Origin of the sequence: Amycolatopsis solani, assembly GCF_033441515.1 — a bacterium.
In the GTDB taxonomy this organism is placed as follows: domain Bacteria; phylum Actinomycetota; class Actinomycetes; order Mycobacteriales; family Pseudonocardiaceae; genus Amycolatopsis; species Amycolatopsis solani.
The window spans coordinates 1,429,201-1,446,660 of record NZ_JAWQJT010000002.1 but is presented as its reverse complement, the minus strand read 5'-3'; the positions used below and the strand labels follow the sequence as shown (position 1 = coordinate 1,446,660).

At 69.1% G+C, this 17,460-nt stretch carries 13 protein-coding genes; 7 read left to right on the top strand and 6 right to left on the bottom strand.

All coding sequences use genetic code 11. The annotated features are described in order from the left end of the window. Positions 1-5 precede the first annotated feature (5 nt). The 4 genes from SD460_RS27165 to SD460_RS27150 form a co-directional block, all read right to left on the bottom strand. A complete protein-coding gene (locus SD460_RS27165; RefSeq protein WP_290054932.1) occupies positions 6-269 on the bottom strand; it encodes a CBS domain-containing protein in 264 nt (87 codons plus the stop codon). A 328-nt stretch (positions 270-597) separates the two neighbouring features. Continuing rightward, entirely contained in the window at positions 598-804 is a 207-nt protein-coding gene (locus tag SD460_RS27160) for a hypothetical protein (RefSeq protein ID WP_318306910.1), read from the bottom strand. A 16-nt stretch (positions 805-820) separates the two neighbouring features. Then, a complete protein-coding gene (locus SD460_RS27155) occupies positions 821-4,006 on the bottom strand; it encodes a CHAT domain-containing protein (protein ID WP_290054926.1) in 3,186 nt (1,061 codons plus the stop codon). A gap of 99 nt (positions 4,007-4,105) precedes the next feature. Beyond that, a complete protein-coding gene (locus SD460_RS27150; RefSeq protein ID WP_290054923.1) occupies positions 4,106-4,480 on the bottom strand; it encodes a hypothetical protein in 375 nt (124 codons plus the stop codon). Between the two features lie 68 nt (positions 4,481-4,548). Here SD460_RS27150 and SD460_RS27145 point away from each other — a divergent pair, with 68 nt between their 5' ends. The 7 genes from SD460_RS27145 to SD460_RS27115 all read left to right on the top strand — a co-directional run bounded on the left by SD460_RS27145 (position 4,549) and on the right by SD460_RS27115 (position 15,522). After that, on the top strand, positions 4,549-8,898 hold the full coding sequence (locus tag SD460_RS27145) for a hypothetical protein (RefSeq protein WP_290054920.1): 4,350 nt from the start codon (positions 4,549-4,551) through the stop codon (positions 8,896-8,898). Between the two features lie 78 nt (positions 8,899-8,976). Beyond that, positions 8,977-9,660, top strand: coding sequence for a Crp/Fnr family transcriptional regulator (locus tag SD460_RS27140; RefSeq protein WP_290054917.1), 684 nt, complete (start codon positions 8,977-8,979; stop codon positions 9,658-9,660). A 61-nt stretch (positions 9,661-9,721) separates the two neighbouring features. After that, entirely contained in the window at positions 9,722-10,420 is a 699-nt protein-coding gene (locus SD460_RS27135) for a Crp/Fnr family transcriptional regulator (protein WP_290054914.1), read from the top strand. Positions 10,421-10,581: 161 nt separating this feature from the next. Next, complete coding sequence (locus SD460_RS27130; protein WP_318306909.1) at positions 10,582-12,087, top strand: hypothetical protein; 1,506 nt, start codon at positions 10,582-10,584, stop codon at positions 12,085-12,087. A gap of 153 nt (positions 12,088-12,240) precedes the next feature. Then, positions 12,241-14,025, top strand: coding sequence for a hypothetical protein (locus SD460_RS27125; protein WP_318306908.1), 1,785 nt, complete (start codon positions 12,241-12,243; stop codon positions 14,023-14,025). A 52-nt stretch (positions 14,026-14,077) separates the two neighbouring features. After that, complete coding sequence (locus SD460_RS27120) at positions 14,078-14,272, top strand: hypothetical protein (protein ID WP_290054904.1); 195 nt, start codon at positions 14,078-14,080, stop codon at positions 14,270-14,272. Continuing rightward, positions 14,269-15,522 (top strand): CHAT domain-containing protein, encoded by a 1,254-nt coding sequence (locus tag SD460_RS27115; RefSeq protein WP_290054902.1) that lies wholly within the window; start codon positions 14,269-14,271, stop codon positions 15,520-15,522. The genes SD460_RS27120 and SD460_RS27115 overlap by 4 nt, the downstream gene beginning before the upstream one ends. Positions 15,523-15,527: 5 nt before the next feature. Here SD460_RS27115 and SD460_RS27110 read toward each other — a convergent pair whose 3' ends face one another. Together SD460_RS27110 and SD460_RS27105 are read right to left on the bottom strand one after the other, a co-directional pair. After that, on the bottom strand, positions 15,528-16,571 hold the full coding sequence (locus tag SD460_RS27110) for a hypothetical protein (RefSeq protein WP_290054900.1): 1,044 nt from the start codon (positions 16,569-16,571) through the stop codon (positions 15,528-15,530). Positions 16,572-16,660: 89 nt separating this feature from the next. Then, a complete protein-coding gene (locus SD460_RS27105; protein ID WP_318306907.1) occupies positions 16,661-17,446 on the bottom strand; it encodes an SMODS-associated NUDIX domain-containing protein in 786 nt (261 codons plus the stop codon). Positions 17,447-17,460: the final 14 nt, after the last annotated feature.

The following is a 17,460-nucleotide window of genomic DNA, read 5'->3' as shown; positions in this document are numbered from 1 at the left end:
CGAGGTCAGCTGACCGCGAAGGCGTAGTTTCCCGCCTCGTCGACGACCGGCAGCTGGGAGTAGTTCTTGGCGAGCATGATCGCGACCGCGGCCGCGAGCGGTTTACCGGTCGTGACCGTCTCGATGCCGTGCTCTTCCGGAAGCAGGGCCCGGACCAACCATCTGGCAGGCAGGTCGTAGAAGGCGTCCCAGCCGGCGCTCTCCGGTTCGGGCGTCGGCGGCGCTGCCCGGTTCTCCCGCGACTGCACCAGCTCGACCACGGTGTCCATCCGTGCCATCGTGAACGGCGGCCTGGTGGACACGCAGCGGTCGGCCAGATCCGACTGCACGGTGACAGTCCGGCGCCGGTAGCCCCATTTCGCCAGGAGCTCACGGACGGTGAGCTTGGCCAGGCCGCCACTGGCGACGGCTTCCTAGAGGTCGGCCCGGGTCGCGTCGGGATCGACGTTCGCCGAGGAATGTCGCCAGCCGGCCCGGGATCCCCGCGGCGACCCGGCCGATCCGGTCGGCGGCGTCGTGGCGGTTCACCCTGCTGTGTCCGGATCCAGCGAGCTGGCCGGGCGCGCTGGACGTCCGGCACCAGCTCGACCGGTGCAGTTACGGGCCGGTGACCTCGACGACCGCGAACTGCCGCACGCTCTTCAACGGCATCACGATCAGGTCGCCTTCGTGCATCTCCTGGCAGAACCGCCCCAGCCGACGATCGTGAGACCCCGTCAAGGGATTCGCGATCGCGTTCACCCTGTCGTCCCGCACGAACCTGCCACGCCGGCCACATTTCTTCTTCTCGTCGTCGAGTGGCATTGCCGCGATTGCCCATCTAGCGGCCGAAGTGCGCGAAGGCACCCCACAGGAGCACCGCGAGATCGCGGTCGGCGCCGTCCAAGTCCCTGGCGAGCTCCTTTCGCGTGAGCTGCACCGCCGCGTGCAGCGCTTCCGCGGCCCGGCCGGCCGTGGGTACCGGGTCCACGATGAATCGGTAGAAGAGCTCCGCGACCCTCTTCGCGACGCTGTCGCGCACCTTCCAGTTCGCGGCCACGACCCGATCGAAACCCGCGGCCAGCATCGCTCCGGCGAGGTGCACCGCTTCGTCGGGCAACACCAGCCGTCCCGATGCCGATTGGCAGGCGCTGAGGTACGCCAAGTGAGCCCGGGCGGGCCGAGCGGCACGAAGGTCGGCGAAGGTAAGGCCACCGGTGCTGGCGTGGTCGTGGCTGACCAGGCACGCGCTCTCGAAGCTGTAGGTGTCCTGCCAACCGTGCCCGGCGAAGTGGAACCAGGTGTGCCGCGGCAGCTCGGCCAGCAGCCGGGGGCGCGTCGCCTCGGCGTCGAGAAGCAGGGTGCTGTCCTGGAGGGCAGCGGCCGCAGCCCGGGCCTCACCGGTCGCGGCCCCCAGCGGTACCTGTCCCGGTGTTTCGCCGACCCCCACCGCCAGCACCCGCTGGTTTCCCGGAGGTGCCTCGGGCGCCAGCAGCGAGCGCAGCGTCGGCACGTACGACGGCACCACGTAGTCCAGTACTGCTTCCGGCAGTTCGTCATCGGTGGTTCTCCGATACCTGCCCGCTGCGTGGATCGGAAGCAGCGTCACCAGTCCGGTCGGGCACCACCACACGCGCCGCCGTGGCCCGAGGGCGCCCAGCACCGGCGCCGCCACGCTCTCCCAGAGCCAGCCGAGGATGTTGTGCAGCGAGCGGACCCGGAGGTCCACCGTGGCTTCGTCGACCGCGGCGAGTCCGGGACCCAGGACGAACCGGTCCCGGTGCTGAAGGAACCGAGCGGTCTGGTCGACGAGATGCTCGTGGCGCAGCCGGGGCAGGGGCACGATCGTGAGCACGCCGTCGGCCAGCAGGAGCGCGTCGGCACGGTGTTTGCACGCGTTCACGATGACGACCGGGCCCGGCATCCGCGCAAGGAGCTCAGCGCACGAAGGGCCCTGGTGGAACCGCTCGAACCCCGGCTGGGCCCGGATTTCGGCGAGAACCGCCGACTCTTCGGCCTCCAGCCTGCGACGCAGCAGGAGCTCGGCGTGTGTGACCGGCGACTCTGAACTCGCCCGGAGTGCCGAGATCCGGGCATCGACCTCTCTGAGTCGTTGCGCTAGTCCAGGGTGCCGTGCGGTCAACCGTTCGAGGGCGGCCGGGTCGGCGTGGGCCTCGCCGAGCAGGATCCCGCGGCCCCGCTCGAGGAGTTCGACGGCGAGGTGCGGGTCATCGGCGGACAGCGCGGCGGCAGCGGCATCCGAGGCGAGCGCGAAGAAGCGGCTGAGTCCGTGCTCGCGGTCGGCGTGCCGCCACGTACGCGGCACCATTCGGGCGAGGAGCTCGACCGCCGTTGCGTAGACATGGCAGGAGCCGGACCAGTCGTGGCCGGCGAGGAGCTCGCCGAGCGTGGCGTAGGCGCGGACGCGTTCGTCCGGGGGCATGGGCGCGTTCACCACTGCGTGCAGGACTGACACCGCTTCGGCGCGGGCGGCCGGTGTGCCGAACTGTTCGGCGCGGATCTTCAGCAGATGTGCCAAGGTGAGCTGGTTTGTGACGGGTACCCGGTGGTCGCTGGCCGGCCCTATCGCGAGCGCGCGGGCCAGGTGCTCGGCTTCCTCGAGCGCCGGACGGTCAGGCGCGGTCCTGAGCCGGTCGAGCAGCGCGGCTGCGAGCGTCGAACGCACCAGGTCGTAGCCGGGATCGGTCGGCCTCGCCGTGGCCAGCCAGGCGCGACAGCACGGCTCGGCTTCGGCCCGGACCACCTGGTCGGGGTGCCGCCGGAGGGCGACGGCCAGGGTGTTGACCAGCAAACCTCGCGTCGAGAACCGCGCCGTCGCAACCGAAAGCGCTTGGCGTAGGGTCGCGATCGCTTCGTCCACGCACTCGCGTTCGTCTTTCCCGGCGAGCCCGTTGGCCGTGTCGAGGTAGACCGACCCCAGGATGGACAGCAGCATCGGCCGGAACGGGTCGTGCGGTGGTATCAGGCTGCGGGCTCGGTGGAGGTGTCCCGACGCCGAGTCCAGCGCGGAGGTGATCCCGAAGTACCGGAACTGGTCGAGCAGGGCGAGCGCGAGATTGGTTTCTCGCCCGGGGAGGTTGACGTCGCCGGCGGGTGTGCGGTCGAGGATCTCGGTGAATCGTGCGGTCACGTCCTCCAGCAGTGCCCGGTCGCCAGTGCGTCGGAACTGTTCGTGACGCGTGTTGGTGAGGGCGGTCAGCCGGCCGAGGTGGTGGACGCTGCCGCTCGGGGTGAGCCGGACGGCCTCGGTGAGCTCTGCAACGGCACGGTCGAGCGCACCCGGCTGGTCGAGCGCGATCGCTGCCTTGGTGCGGAGTTCACCGAGGGTGGTGAGCGCCATGACCTTCAGACCCGGTTCGTCCGTGGCCCGCGTGGCGTGCTCGGCGGCTGCGATCGCCTCACTGAGCACGGACGGGTCGGCTTCGAGGTCGAACCAGGCGCCGAGCAGCGAGGCGAGTTCGTGCGAACTGCGAGGTTCCCCCATCGCAGCAGTCGGACGGCAGAGGTCGATGGCTGTGGCGATGTCGCCGGGGTCGCCGGTGTGGTCGTACCGGTGCGTGAGGATCGTCGCGAGCCCACTTCGGATGGTGGCGAGTCCGTGGGTGTCCGCTTCGGGTACTTCCTCCAGTGCCTTTCGGTAAGCCCGTTCGCTTTCGTCGAGGTGCTCGAGGTTCGACGTCCGGTCGAACCGGTCGCCGAGAGCTTGTGCGAGGTTGTTCAGGTAGACGTAGCGCCACGGATCGTCGGGCGGCTCGCCGCCGACGGCTTTTCGCGCCGCCGCGATGGCCTCCTCGAGCAGGGCCGTGCCGGCGGTTGCCGCCGCCAGATCCCGCAGCGCACGGCTGAGTTGGTTGTGCAGGACGTTGCGGAGAACGGACGGCGGAGTCACGCTGATCATCGCGCGGACCTCTTCGCACGCGCGGAGGAGAGGCTCGATGTCACCCGTGGCGCGGTGGGCCTGGATCAGTTCTTCGATGGGATCGACGGGTTCGGCGTTGTCCGGCACTGGGCTCCTCGATTCGCTGAGGCATTCGCGGCTGGCAGTCGCTCGGTCTCGCGGCGATGCAACGGACTCCGGTCCGGCTCACTCGGATGGAGCATCGCGCTACGAGTCGTCGGGCTCCATCTCGGTCTCGAAGAGGGCGCACCGGGGAGCGTTGCCGCGCGGGGCCACGACACGGCGACCGCAATGGCCGAGCGGGCACCGGTGCGCGATGCGGAATTGTCCGCGTAGCCACGTGGGCGTCTTCCCGGCCGTCGCGTCGCCCTCGCGGATCACCTGGGTGCGCTCATTCCGCAGCAGTCGGTCGATCTTCTGCGTCAGTGCGTTCCAGCCGGCCAAGGCGTCGAGACCCGCGCGCGTGTCCGCGAGCAGCTCCTCGTAACGGCCGCGTTCCTGCACCACGTTCGCCTCGTCGCGGATCCGCGGCAGGCGGATGCAGATATCGGCCCACAGTTTGCGGTTGTGCTCTTCGGACACTTCGGCTCCGATCGTGGGTACGACGGTTCTTCGTTGTGTAAGGTGGCACACCACACGGGGAGGTGTCGATGTCCTTGATTCCCGAGATCGTTCCCGGGGACTTCCCGTTTCCCGACGGTGCCAGGGGAAAGATCTACGATGCCGTACTGCGGATCGCGACTTCCCGGGACGGCTGGCACGGCCCGGTGGAATCGGTCAGGATACGTCGGGTCATCGGTGGTGGCCGCAGTGGTGCCCTGGTTCTCGACGTCGTTTTGCGGTCGGGTTCCGAACGTCGTCAGCGCGTCGTGAAAATCGGGCCCCCCGCCGAGATGGCCGGCGAGTTCGCGAACTTCCGCCGTTTCCTCGGCGATTACCCGGCCGCGGTGTGCGCGCCCATTCAAGAGGTGACGGACGGCGCGGGCGGGGACGGTGAACCGGCCGGTGAAACGGAGGCGGTCGTCTACGCGCACGTCGAGGATTACGCCGGTCGGTCGGAGGTGCCCGCGATCACCCTCGAGGACGTCGTGGGGACCGCGTTCGACGGCGGGGCGGACGAGCTGGTGCTCGCCCAGGAACTGATCATGGCGCTGTTCGCGGCGATGGCGACGCCCTTCCACAACCGGCAGGTGGTGCGAGCCGAACGAAGCCTGCGCGACCTCAACCCGGCGCTCGGACCTGACCTGGTGGTCGAGCCCGGCCCCGTGACCGCGCAGCTGTCCTACCCGGAGGATGTCCTCCAGTCATCCCTCGGCGGCGAGGGCTTCACGCCAGGCAGTCCGATCCGGCTGGCCGACCCGGCTCATTCCGCGGTGCGGGTCGTGCAGCGCCCACCGGGCGAAGGCCCGATCGCCGGTACGGTTGTCACCACCAGGTTCGCCGACCGCCGCGCACGGTTCGACCAGGCTTTCGAGCGCGTCGAGCGGGTGGGGGGTGCGGTCGTGGCCGATGGCACCCGCACGGCCGACCCGGCGCGCGGGCTACTGCGCGTGTTGACCGATCCCGAGCTCGGCAGGGTCCGCGGCGTCGTGCACGGTGATCTGAACGCACGCAACGTCATGTGCGTGGATGGCCGACCGGTTCTGATCGACTTCGCCAGGACGACCGACGAGCACCCGGTGTTCGCCGACGCCGCGTGGCTGGAGACTAGCCTCATCCGTGACGTCTTCGCGGAGCTGCCCTACAACGAGCTCGTCCGGGTGCAACGGCTGCTGGCGCTGGCGGCCCGGCTGCACGAACCCGAGGCGGACGAGCGGCTCGCGGATCTACTCGAGGGGCGGGCACAAGTCGCCTTCCGGATCATGGCGAAGATCCGGTCGAGCGCGGCTCGTTCGTACCCGCCGGATGTGGTCGCGTGGCGCGACTACCTGGCGCAGCTCCATTTCGCCGCTTACCGGACCGCGAAGTGGGACGGGGAGGTCCAGACCGCGGCCAAGCTCCGCGCGGTGCACGCCGCGGCGGCGGTGGCGACCGAATGGCTCGCGGACGACGACCCGTTCGCCTACTGGCCGGATCCGGGCGATGTGCTCGAGGGAGTGGCCGGCTTCGCCGATCCGGCTGAGCGGGACGTCGTCGACGTCATCGCCGGGCTGGTGTCCGCTGCCGACCGCACGAACCGGCCGGCGGATGACGTGGATCTCCGTGAGCTGCGTGACCGTTACGTGACCAGGCACTTCTCGGCAGAGGCTCGCGAAGCCGTGATCGAACTGTCGCGAGAGCACGACGAGTTCGTCGACGTCGTCCCCGCGAAACTGCCGGAGTCGTTCGTCCTGGTGGGCGGCGCGGGCAGCGGGAAGACGCACATGCTCCGGGAGTTTGCCTACCGGTCCGCGATGGACGTCGTCCGTCCCGAAGACGGGACGACCACCCGTCGGTTGCCCCGGCTCATCGAGGCGCGCCGCATTCTCGCCGGGGGAGCGGATGGCCTGGGCGTGGCGAGGGAAGCCCTCGTACTCGGCGCGGTCCGGCTGCTGGTCGACGGGGAGGATGACGTCCCGCCGGCCGAGCGGGGACACTTGTTCCACCGCCTCGCCGAACTGCATGACCGGTTTCCACGCACGCCGCTGGTGATCGCGTCCCGGAATCAGGACCGGGCGGACCGAGCCGGGTTCGAAGTCGTGCAGCTCGGTGCCTGGGCACCACGTCTTTCGATGCGCCTGCTCCGTGGGACGAGGATGCTGCCCGTCAGGGACTATTCTCGCCTGAGGCGCGAACTCAACGCCCTCGGCGGCGCCACCCCTGGCCTGTTGAAGATGTACCTCGACGTCGTCGAGAGCGGAAGGAACACGGTTCGCCTCGCGGAGGTCTACCACGACTATTTCAACGCCCGGCTGGTCGGACTCGACACGTCCAGTCTCGTCGAAGCCGCGGAAGCGAGCATCGACATCGGCGGACCGGTGCCTCCGCCGGCGGGGATCGACGAGTTCCTCGCACGCGGCGTGGTCCGGCGCGATGGCGAGAAGGTCTTGTTCACCCAGGGCATCGAGCGTGACTTCTTCGCGGCGAGTTCCCTGACGCAGGCTTCCGAGGACGTCCTGCGTGAACGTGCCCGAAGCTTCGCCTGGCGGCCGGTGTCCCTCATGGCCGCCCTGCTGCCCGAAGTACCGGACGCAGTGGTCGACCTCGTCGTCCGCGCTGTGGCTGGTGGTGACCCGCGGTTCGCCGCCCGCCTCCTGGCTCTGCGGCCCGCGCTGCCGTACTGCGCCGAGTTCGTCCGCACCCAGTCAGCCATCCTCGCCGACCGCGCTCAAGGACGCTTCGCGAGCCTGAGCGCCGTCGGAGCGCTCAGGGTGCTGGGAACGCCCGATGCGCTGTGGCGGCTCACGCGGTGGTTCACCTCCCGAACAGTGTCGCCTGCCCTGATCTGCGCAGCGCTGGACGTGCTGACCAAGCCGTTGCCGTCGACAACGGCTGACATCTCGCTGCCGGCCGACTGGCTTCAGGATCTGCTCGGCCGGATCCTCGACGCGAACGGGCCCCGAGATGTCCTCCTCGAGGCGATAAGGATCGTCAAGATCCGGCGGCTGCCAGGACTCGATCCACTGCTCGCCGCTCTTGCCGGTGGAGTCGACCACCGCGTGGCCCAGGCAGCGGACGACGCCTTGTCGTATTTGCACGTCGTGCTGCCCCGAAGTCTTCGCGCTCGACGCCCCGTGCTGGTCTCGGAACGTCTGGAGGAAGTGGAGCGGACGCTTCCCAAGCTGTCAGTGGATGACCGGATCCAGGCGGCGCGGGCCGAACGGCTCAGCCTGCTGGAACGGCTCGACGACCTGGCCTCGTTGGTGCCACGCCTGTTCTCCTACGGCATCCGGTACGAGGTCGCCGACCGGATCGGGGACACCCTCGATGTCCCGGTCGACCTGAGCGCGGTGCGGCGTCTCGCGCAGTTCGACACGGGAGCGGCCAACACCTTGGCTTACCGGATCTTGGCCGACCACCCGCGGCTGCGCGACGAACTGGTGTTCGTCGCCGACAGCAGCTCACGCATCGCGGTGTTGCTGATCGCCGCGGCAGCCGTGAGATCCCCGGAGGCGGTCGGACACGCGTCCAGACTGGTCGAGCAGCTCGCCGAGCAGGACGACGGGGGCCGGATGGAAGGCCTCGCGGCCTTGGCGCATGCCCTGGTGCAGGCCGACCCGGCCATCGGGTTCCGGGTCAGCAGGGATGCCGCACGCAGGCTTCGGGAACGCGGGATCCAGGCTCGCCTGTGCTGGCCGTGGATCACGATGCTGGCGCACACCCGTCCCGGCGGTGACGAGTTGGACGCCTTGCTGGCGCAGGGAGAGGGCCGGGCGATCGCCGAAGTGGCCGCCGCCTGCACAGCCCTCGACGGCGGCCCCGGCGACCACGTAGAACTCGGCGATGCGGCTCATCGGTTCCTGCTGACGGACCGAAGCGACGAACCGGCCGTTCGTTCGTTGGCTCTGTGCTCGGCCGGATTGGCTGAAGGGTTGCCGGAGATCGTCGAGTACGTCTCCGACCGCAGCTTGGGTGAGTCGGCGTCGACGGTTCTCTCGGGCCAGTACGGTCTGCTCGAGCTCGCACCCCTGGCCGAGATCCTGGCTGCCTACGGGCAGCTCGCCCGGCAGAGCGAAAACGGCGACGCCGCACGCCGGATCTTGGCAGGGGTGGACCCCGTCGGCCTGCACCCCAGCGTCGCGGCGGGGAAGGCGATCGCCCTGGGCTACCTCGGCGATTGGATCGCGGTGGTCGAAGCCGCGCCGGGCGACGGTGGACGACTGGACGCCGCGGCCAAGAACACGCTGCGCGACTGGGTCCCCGGTCCCGCGACGCCCGCGCACCTGCGCGAACCCGGTGCCATCGCGTTGTGGCTGAAAGAGCGGCTGGCCGATGCGGCGCTCTCGGCCGGACAGCGCTCCCTCATCCAGGAGCTGGTGGTTGAGATGGAGACCCGACACGGTGCCTTGCTCCCGGACTAGCGCTACGCCGAACGGGTAGCGGTCCTGGTGATCGCCCGGCTGGTCCTGTTGGGGTGGCCGGAGCGGGAGGTGACGGAAGTGGACACGACACCGGCCGGTCCGGGCCTTTTCGCCGCGCTGCCGGCGGCGACGGTCCAGGCATTGCTCGGGGTCGGGGTCGAACGCCGGTTCCGGCCCGGAGAGGTCCTCGTCTTCGAAGGTGAGCTGACGACATACGTCATCCTGCTCTTGTCCGGTTGCGTGAAGGTGACGGCGAACACCGCGGACGGGGGCCGGGCGCTGCTCGCCGTTCGCTTGCCCGGTGAACTGATCGGAGAGCTGGCCGGGCTGGACAGCGCGCCGCGCTCGGCCACCGTCACCGCGGTCGGCTTGGTGAACACCCGGGTCATGACCCAAGCCGTTTTCCAGGCGTTCCTGCGGGACCACCCCGATGCAGGCGTCGCGGTCAGCCGCTCCGTGGCGGCGAAGTTGCGATGGGCCACCGAACGGCGGATCGATTTCAGCGGGTACGACGTCCCGGTCCGGGTTGCTCGCGTCCTGGTCACGCTGGCGCGGTCTCACGGGACGCGGACCACGCGTGGCTGGGAGATCGGGTTCCCGCTCTCGCAACCTGAGCTGGCGGCCTTGATCGGCGCCGCCGAGCCCACCGTCCACAAGTCGCTGACCGAGTTGCGGCGCAGGTCGGTGCTCGAGACGGGCTACCGGAAGATGACGATCCTCGACCTGCCGCGGCTGCGCCTTCTCGCGGGCCTGCCGGACTGAGCCCGGCAATCCCGTTCTTGCACGGGGTTCGCCACGCCGGAGCCAGGCACAGTCACGTCCCGTGAAGACCCCGCCTTGGCCGCCACGGTCCCTCCTCGGCCGGCTTCGCCGGCGGGACGCCGACGCCCTGCTCGATCTGGGAACCCCGGTCAGCTACCCGGCACAGCAGCGCATCATCCGGCAGGGCGACGCGGCTCGGTACTCGCTGCTGGTCCTCCACGGAGCCGTCAAGGTCGTCGTGGACACCGAGCGCGGCCGCGATGTCGTGATCGCGGTGCGTGGCCCGGGCGACCTGCTGGGGGAGATGGCGACCCTGGAGCATCGCCCACGATCGGCGCACGTCATCACCTGCTCGGCTGTGCAGGCCCGGATCATCCGCAGCACGGAGCTCGCCGACTTCCTCGCCCGCAATGCCGAGACGTGCCTCGCGGTTGCCCGGATGCTCAGTGAGCGGCTGCGGTCCGCGGACCGCAGGAGCGTCGACTACGTCGTGTGCCCGGCGCCGATCCGCGTGGTGCGGGTGCTGCTCGACATCGTCCAGCAGCACGGCTCGACCACCGCCGCGGGGTGGGAGGTCGGGGTTCCGTTGTCACAGCCCGAGATCGCGTCGATGGCGGGCACTGGGCTGAGCACGGTCGAGAAGGCGTTCCGCAGGCTCGAGTCGGAAGGGGTGCTCGGGCGCCACTACCGGCGCGTATTGATCATCGATCTTCCCGGCCTCCGCCGATTCGGGGAACTTCCGGGCGGAATCCCGTACTAGTACGGCGTCGGTCGTCGCGATCTGTCACAGAGTGATCCACGTCAGTCTTCTGCCGCTGCCGCGACCGCCATTGGGAGGACACCTGAACCCCGCCTCCGGGTGAGCCACGCCCGTCATCTCCGCGTGAAGCTGCTCGAAAGAGCCGTCCGAAGAGAGCGCACATGCCGAATCCTCGCGACCTGTTCCGCCGAAAGTTCCGCACCGTGGTCAGCGCGCTCGCCACCGGGCGCGCCGGCCCGGCGAGCGGCGACCGGTTGTTCGCCAGGGCGCATCCGGAGCAGGTCACCGTGACCGAAAGCCACCAGTTCGAGCAGGAGATTTCTCGTAACCCGTCGATCCGTCCGGTCGGCGCGCCGACCGGACGGATCGAGATCGTGGTGCCTTTCGACGGCGCCGACCACTTCACCCGGCAAGCCTGTGCCGACGTCGAGCCCGTCCTTGAAGCAGGTGGAAGGCTGCCCCGGAGCGCGGTGATCGGCCATCTCGCCTTCAGCGGGCACCAGCACACCGACCTGGGTGAGGTCTTGGGCCTCGACGACAGTTACGGGGCCTTGCCGATCGAAGTACCGGTCACCGGTGCCGACGCGCCGGGCGGGGGCCGCGAGCTGCGCCGAGACCGCGAGGCCGGGGTGATCTGGCACGAGTACCGGCCCCGGCGTGACTTGCTCGAGGTCGAGCCGGTGAACGTCCGGATCGACCTGCTCGACCCGGACACGGCCGGCGGCACTATCACGACGCAGGACTCGCCGGACTTCGTCCACGTTTCGCAGCAGCCGAACTTCCGTCCCTACCTGTGGCTGCGGGTACGTGTGACGCTGATCATCCCTTGGCAAGGCGGCCGGACAGTGCCGGAGCCGGTGGTCGACAGGATCTCCCTGGACTGGCCCACGATCACTTCGCTGCACGTGCTGCAGGTCGAACAGCGTGGTGTGAGCAGTGAGAACCGGCCCATCATCTACAACCCGGTCGATCGGACCATCGAGTGGCGGAACGTACCCATGAAGGCGGACCGCGACAACCAGCGACGCGACGACGAGCTGCGCTTCGTGAGCGACGACATGGTGGTTTCCATCCGCCAGCCCGGCGAGCTGTACCGACAGCCCAGCCTCGACGGCACCGTCGAGATCGAAATCCCGGACTACCTGCTTTCGGGCATGCGGAGCCGGCTCTTCGACAGCCTCGGACGGTTGACCGAAGAGAGCCACCGTGAGTGCAGCCGGCTGACCTCGCGAGTCCACGTGATCCTGGGCGAAGCCTTCGCGAGACGGAAGCTCAAACCGCATCAGCACCTGCACTTCGACGAGGTCATCCCGGAGGCAGCCCGGATCGCCGACATCGAGAACGCGCTGAACGACCGGGGATTCGACGTCGCGTTCACCGAGAAGCCGGGAGAAGGCGGCGTACGGCGGTGGCAGGGGCGCGCCAAGCGGACCGAGGGGCCGGAGACCATGAATTTGATCATCTTCGTCGAGGGGAGCAACCACGAAACCGAGCGCACAGTGCACAAGCCGGGCGGCCACTCGTACACGAGCAAGCTGCCCAGTGGAGAGCTGAAGGTTTTCATGTATGGCGAACTGCCGCGCGCGAGCCGGGCAGTCACCCGGGAAATGAACGCGCTCCACGCTGCGGTCCGCGACCGGTTCGACCGGATCCGCGCGCTGCGGTGAGCCGGGAACTCGACGAGGAGTGCCACCGACATGCCCTATGAACTCCGCGAGCGCGCTCCCCGCGTTCGCTGCCACAGCTGTGGCTCGGCCAAGATTTCCGCTGTTTGCCACCACTGCGGGCGACCGCTGTGCGGGCGCCATGCCCACAGACCGATGGGAACGAGCGAATTCGAGGGGCTGGGGCTGTCGAGGACCCAGCCGCACCACTGCGCTGAGCACGACCACGTCGTGCGGGTATCGCTGCGGGAGTTGTATTACGTGGTGGGGTGCATCGCCGCCGCGGGCCTGGCGGTGCTGTTCCTGCTCCCGCTCGCCGGAGTGATCCTCATGGCCGGGAGCGCCGGCGCTGCCGGACTGATCCGGTACGAGGATCGCCGTCGCGAACGAGCCGCGCAGCGCGATCGGCCGTCGCTGCCGGTCGTGCCGAGCATCGACTCGATCGAAATGCGGGAGGTCCTGCGCGGTGAACTCGTCCTCGAGGCGAACGGCACCTACCGGACGTCGGTGACGCCGGTCGACGGCCACATCAAGGCGGAGATGACGTTCGGCCGTCCGGATCAAGACCGGCTTCGCGAGTACTGCCGGAAGTTCCGGGTGATCGACCGCGAAGACGTCCGGTTCTCAGCGGGCTACTTGGTGCTTCGCGGTCCGGCCGGGCTCGAGTTCACCGATCGGGTGGGTGGCGGTCCGGTCGTCCCGCTGGCAGACGTCGTCGGGGCGCAACCGTTCTTGGCCTCCGAAGACGGTCCGGTCAGCGCGAAGTGGCAGCTTCGGTGGGGACATCGGGTCACCGGGGTGCCGGGTCGCAGCGAGATTCCCCTGTGGCTCACTCCGGCGTTGATGCCGGAGTCCGATCAACGCACCCTCCAGCTGGACCTGCAGTGGCTGGGCAACTGGCCGTCGGCCGAGTCGAGCCTCGACGCCGATCGTGTCGAACGCTTGACCCTGCAGGTGCCGGCAGCCTGGGGCAACGTCGAGTACGTCGAGGGTGCGACGGTCGGTGGCCGGGTGGACCCGGCCACCGGTCGCCGGCTCATCGAATGGAAGCAGGTTTCCCTCCACCAGGAAGAACGCCGGTTGACGTTCGCCGTCCACTTCGAAGAGCAGATCAGGCTCACCGACGTGATCAAGGGATCACTGGTCGTCTCGTTCCGCGGGGCGCTGTCCGGGGTGGAGGGGATCGACGTGTTCGAGCCGCTCGGCGGACGGCGGCGCGGCGGTGCGCACAGCGACGTCAAGACCGAGGTCACCGCGGATGTCGAGCTGAGCCTGAGCGGCGTCCGGTACCAAGACGTCCGGGTCGTGCCGGACCCGCGCAAGGACGACCCCGTGCGGATCCCCGAGACGTACGAGTTCCCCGGCGTGATCCCGGATCACGAGACGCTCATCGCCCTGACGGATGCGATGAGCGGGGATGACTACTACGTGAAGCGCGTCATCGAGAACCCCCCGCGCGATCGCGGCCGCGCCGACCTCGTCAACCGGGCTTGGGACATCGCCGGCCGCCGCTACCACGGCGTCTACCCGGTGGACTTCCACATCGTCCTCACCGGTGAAGAGGTCTACGGCAGCGACATCCGTGCCGAGGCGGGGAGCACCAAGGTGCGGCTCAACGTCAAAGGCGCGTTCGCCAGCAAGGAGATGGAGGACGAAATCGAGTCCGTCTGGTACGGGCTCCAGGGCATCGTTACGGAGACGCTGCAGCAGCAGCGCGAGCGGCGGTCGGGTCGTGGGTACGTCCGACGCGGGACCGGGCCGGCGGACGCCGCCTCGGATGTGCGAATCCAGGACCTGAAGAAGCGCCGGGAAAAGGTCGAGGACGCGCTGCTGGACCGACGAATCTCGGAAGAGGCCTGCCGCGATTTCATCGCACACATAGACACCGAGATCGCCGAGCTGGACAAAGGGTACGGCGGCACGCAGGACTGGGAGGAGTGAGATGGCCTGGGAGTGCAGTGACTGCAACGTCAGGGAAGACGACGAGGGGAACGTGGTGATCGACGCCGTCTGTCACCACTGCGGCAAGCGGCTTTGCCGGCAGCATCAGCTGGCCGTCGTCGACGATGCCTTCGCGGCGACCGACTCCGACGGACTCATCCCCACGGATCGGATCGCGATCCACTGCGAAAGCTGTCGTCGGGCGCACCACGCCCGGGCCCCGCTGATGGATTGGGCGTCGCGGTGATCCGCGCCGAAGTCACCGCGACCGCGCTCCACGTCGACGAGGACGCCACCATCGTCGTGCGGCTGCGCAACGACGGACTGCGGATGTGCACGAACATCCACTTCGTGCTGCGCCTGCCGGCCCAGGTTCCGGCTTTGCGCGGGAACAAGGAGTTCGCGGTGCCGCGGCTCGAAGCCGGTGCCGAGTGGACGGCCACGGTCAAGGTTCGGCCGCTGCGTCCGGGCTCCTGGGCGGCGACCAGTACGAACTTCTCGTTCCGCGACGAATTCGGGGAGGGGCACCGCATCACCGATTTCGAGGCGGTGCTCGAAGTGGCGGCGCCCGTGGTGGTTCCGCCGTCGGCGCCGCCGAACTTCGAGATCGAACTGTCCACGGCGCGCGTCGCGTGCGGGGAATGGGACAGCATCAAAGGCGAGATCGTGAACACCGGAGCCGCGACCATCACCTGGGGACGGCTCGGACTCGAAGGGCCGTTCTCCGTCGACCCGAAGGGCGTCGTAGTCCCGCTCGGTCACCTCCCGCCTGGTGAGCGCGAGCCGTTCGAATTCCACATCCTCGCCAGAGAACCGGGACGGGCCGTGCCCGTGCACCTCACGGCGGTGTGCGCGGGCGGGCCCGGCGGGCGGATCGAGCGCAAGGTACGCCGTACGATCGCGGTGGGACACCTGGGGCAAGAACAGTCCGGGGGCGTGGAAATCCTGTTCCTGGCCGCGAACCCGACCGACAGTCAGCGCGTGGGCTTGGAGGAGGAACTGCGGGACGTGCGCAACGCGCTCCGTGGCGGCGTTTACCGGGATCGGTTCGTGATCCACGAACGGGGTGCGCTGCGTGCGCCGGATCTGACCCAGGCACTGCTCGACTTTTCGCCGCGGATCGTGCATATGTCGGGGCACGGCAACGACGACGGCCGGTTCCTGGGCCAGGGCGCGGGCGGTGAGAGCCGGCCGTGGTCGGTCCCGGGCCTGGCAGCGGTGTTCGAAGACGTCTCGGCGATCGTGGAATGCGTGATCGTCAACGCCTGCCACAGCGCGCAGCTGGCCGAGGCGCTCGCCGAGCACATCAGCTACGTCATCGGCATGCGCAGTTGGGTGGGTGACGAGTCGGCGACGCTCTTCAGCGTCGGGTTCTACCAGGCGTTGGCCGCCGGGCTGCCGATCGAGCGCGCGTTCGTGAAGGGCCGGAACGCGATGGCGCTGGACGACGAGCGCCCGCACAGTCGGTACGTCCCGGTGCTCTACCAAAAACCGTGAGCGGGTCAGCGTCGCGGCACCAGCACCCACGCGCGTTCGGCGAAGTCCTTGTCCGGCAGGACCGCTTCGACCGGTTCGAAATCCGCCGGGTCGAGACCTTCGGTGCCGGCGACGATGACGTCGTTGAAGAGCACGTCCGAAACGATCAGTGCGACGTCGGAGGCACGATCCCGGGCGAGCCTGCTGCGCACCGGCTCGCAGTCGAGCAGCCGGTGCACGCCGACCGTCACGGCACCGACCCAGCCGTTCACCCCGGGGGCGACGTGCCCTCGGTGCAGCGCGACTCGGAGCCGCAGCCGCGCCCGGTCGCTCAGGTCGGCGTTGACGGTCGCCAGCGCGGCGCGAACGCCGTCGACGAGCCGGGGGATGACGGTCGTCTCGTCGAGGCCTGTCGGCAGGATGGCGAACTGGCCATCGCCGGAGGGCTGGAGGTCGACATCCGGCTCGGCTATCCCGGCGTTGCGGCGTGCCTTGGCCAGAACCTCCACAAGCCGTTCCTGCGACCGCGCTGCTTCTCCTGTCGTGAACCGTCCGTAGTGCTCGGTGTCGGCGGCCATGCAGAGGCGCACCGCCGGCCTCCGGCTGCTGACCGGCTGCGGCTGGGGCAACGGTCGCTGCGCCCACCCGGGTGGCAGTGCGACCGAGAACGGGACCGGGCTGGTGCCCGCGTGAAGCCGCCGACGGCTCCAGGCCGGGCGCAGGATCGTGCTGTCGAGCCGGTTGACACCGGTCAGCTCGGCGAGGTCCCGGGGTACCCACAGCTTGACCTTGGTTTCACCGGCCTGAGCCGCTGCGGCCACTCCGAGCGGATCGCCCACGAGCCACCCGCAGCCTTGCGGCAGTTCCGAGACGGCCATCTCCGTGGCGGGACCGGTCGTCACACCCGAGAGCTCCCGCACCCGTACCCGCGGATCGGAGAACTCCGTGATCAGGTACGCAGCGGCGATCCGCGCGCGGTGCCAGGAAAGCGCCAGGGTGAACTTCTGGCGGATCTCCACCAGTCCCGAACCTGCGGGCACTTCGGAGGTCAGCTCGTCCGGTTCAGCCACGTGAGCGGAAGGCAGGCCGAGCCGTACCTCGCCGAGGGCGCGTTTGCGGGAGGGGGTCCGCAACTCGGCGGAGCGGCTCTCGGATCGGGTCATCGGAGCGGCGGCAGGTCCGGCGTGAGCCGCGACGGACCGGTGAGGAATGCGCTCTGCGGGGCGATCAGGGCGCGCTCGAGCCTGCCGTGTGCGATGTCGTCGAAGCCGGCCAGCAGCACGCCGGGGTACTCGTCGTCTTCACCCGCTCCGGTCAACTCCCTGCTCAGGCGCTGTGCGGCGGAATTCGTCATCGCCAGATCGCGGATGTCGAACCCTCGCAGCTGCCGGTAATTCTTTCCCGGCACGGAGTGCGGACCCTCTCGCACAGTGCGCACGGAGGTGAACTCCAATTCCGAAACGGCGCGGTCCAGGCCTTGGATGCCGACCTCGGCGAGTTCTTCGCGCAGTTCGCGGCGCAGGCACTCGTCCGCTGTCTCCCGGTACGTGCCGGAGGCGAACCACGTCCGGAATCGCCGCAACGCACCGGCGGGGAGGGTGCCACGAAGGTCCGCTTTGAGTTTTCGCGGCGTGGAACCGGTGCGCTCGGGCTGGAAACCGAGGTCATCCAGAATTCTTCCGGCAGGCGGGAAGAATTTGACGACCCCGCCCGGCGGTCCGAAAGCGCCTGGGCGTTTGGGAGAGTCGAACAGCACGAAACGGTCGTCGTCGGCGAGGCGGAGCAGGACACTGAACGAGATCCGCACCCGGTCCCGGCGACCCCAGAGGATTTCCGGTCGAGTTTGCACGGTCACAAGCCTCCCGTCGTCCCGGAATCGTGACCCCGTGATCGTAACAGCTCTTGCCGAAACGTCGACTGACCAGAGGTTTGCTGTCTTGTCCAAGGGAAGGAGAATGG

What these genes read in the sequence shown, in the direction of transcription:
- SD460_RS27160 (WP_318306910.1), bottom strand. Translation starts at nt 804, where the DNA reads ATGCCACTCGACGACGAGAAGAAGAAATGTGGCCGGCGTGGCAGGTTC.
- SD460_RS27125 (WP_318306908.1), top strand. Translation starts at nt 12,241, where the DNA reads ATGGGAACGAGCGAATTCGAGGGGCTGGGGCTGTCGAGGACCCAGCCG.
- SD460_RS27165 (WP_290054932.1), bottom strand. Translation starts at nt 269, where the DNA reads ATGGACACCGTGGTCGAGCTGGTGCAGTCGCGGGAGAACCGGGCAGCG.
- SD460_RS27145 (WP_290054920.1), top strand. Translation starts at nt 4,549, where the DNA reads ATGTCCTTGATTCCCGAGATCGTTCCCGGGGACTTCCCGTTTCCCGAC.
- SD460_RS27130 (WP_318306909.1), top strand. Translation starts at nt 10,582, where the DNA reads ATGCCGAATCCTCGCGACCTGTTCCGCCGAAAGTTCCGCACCGTGGTC.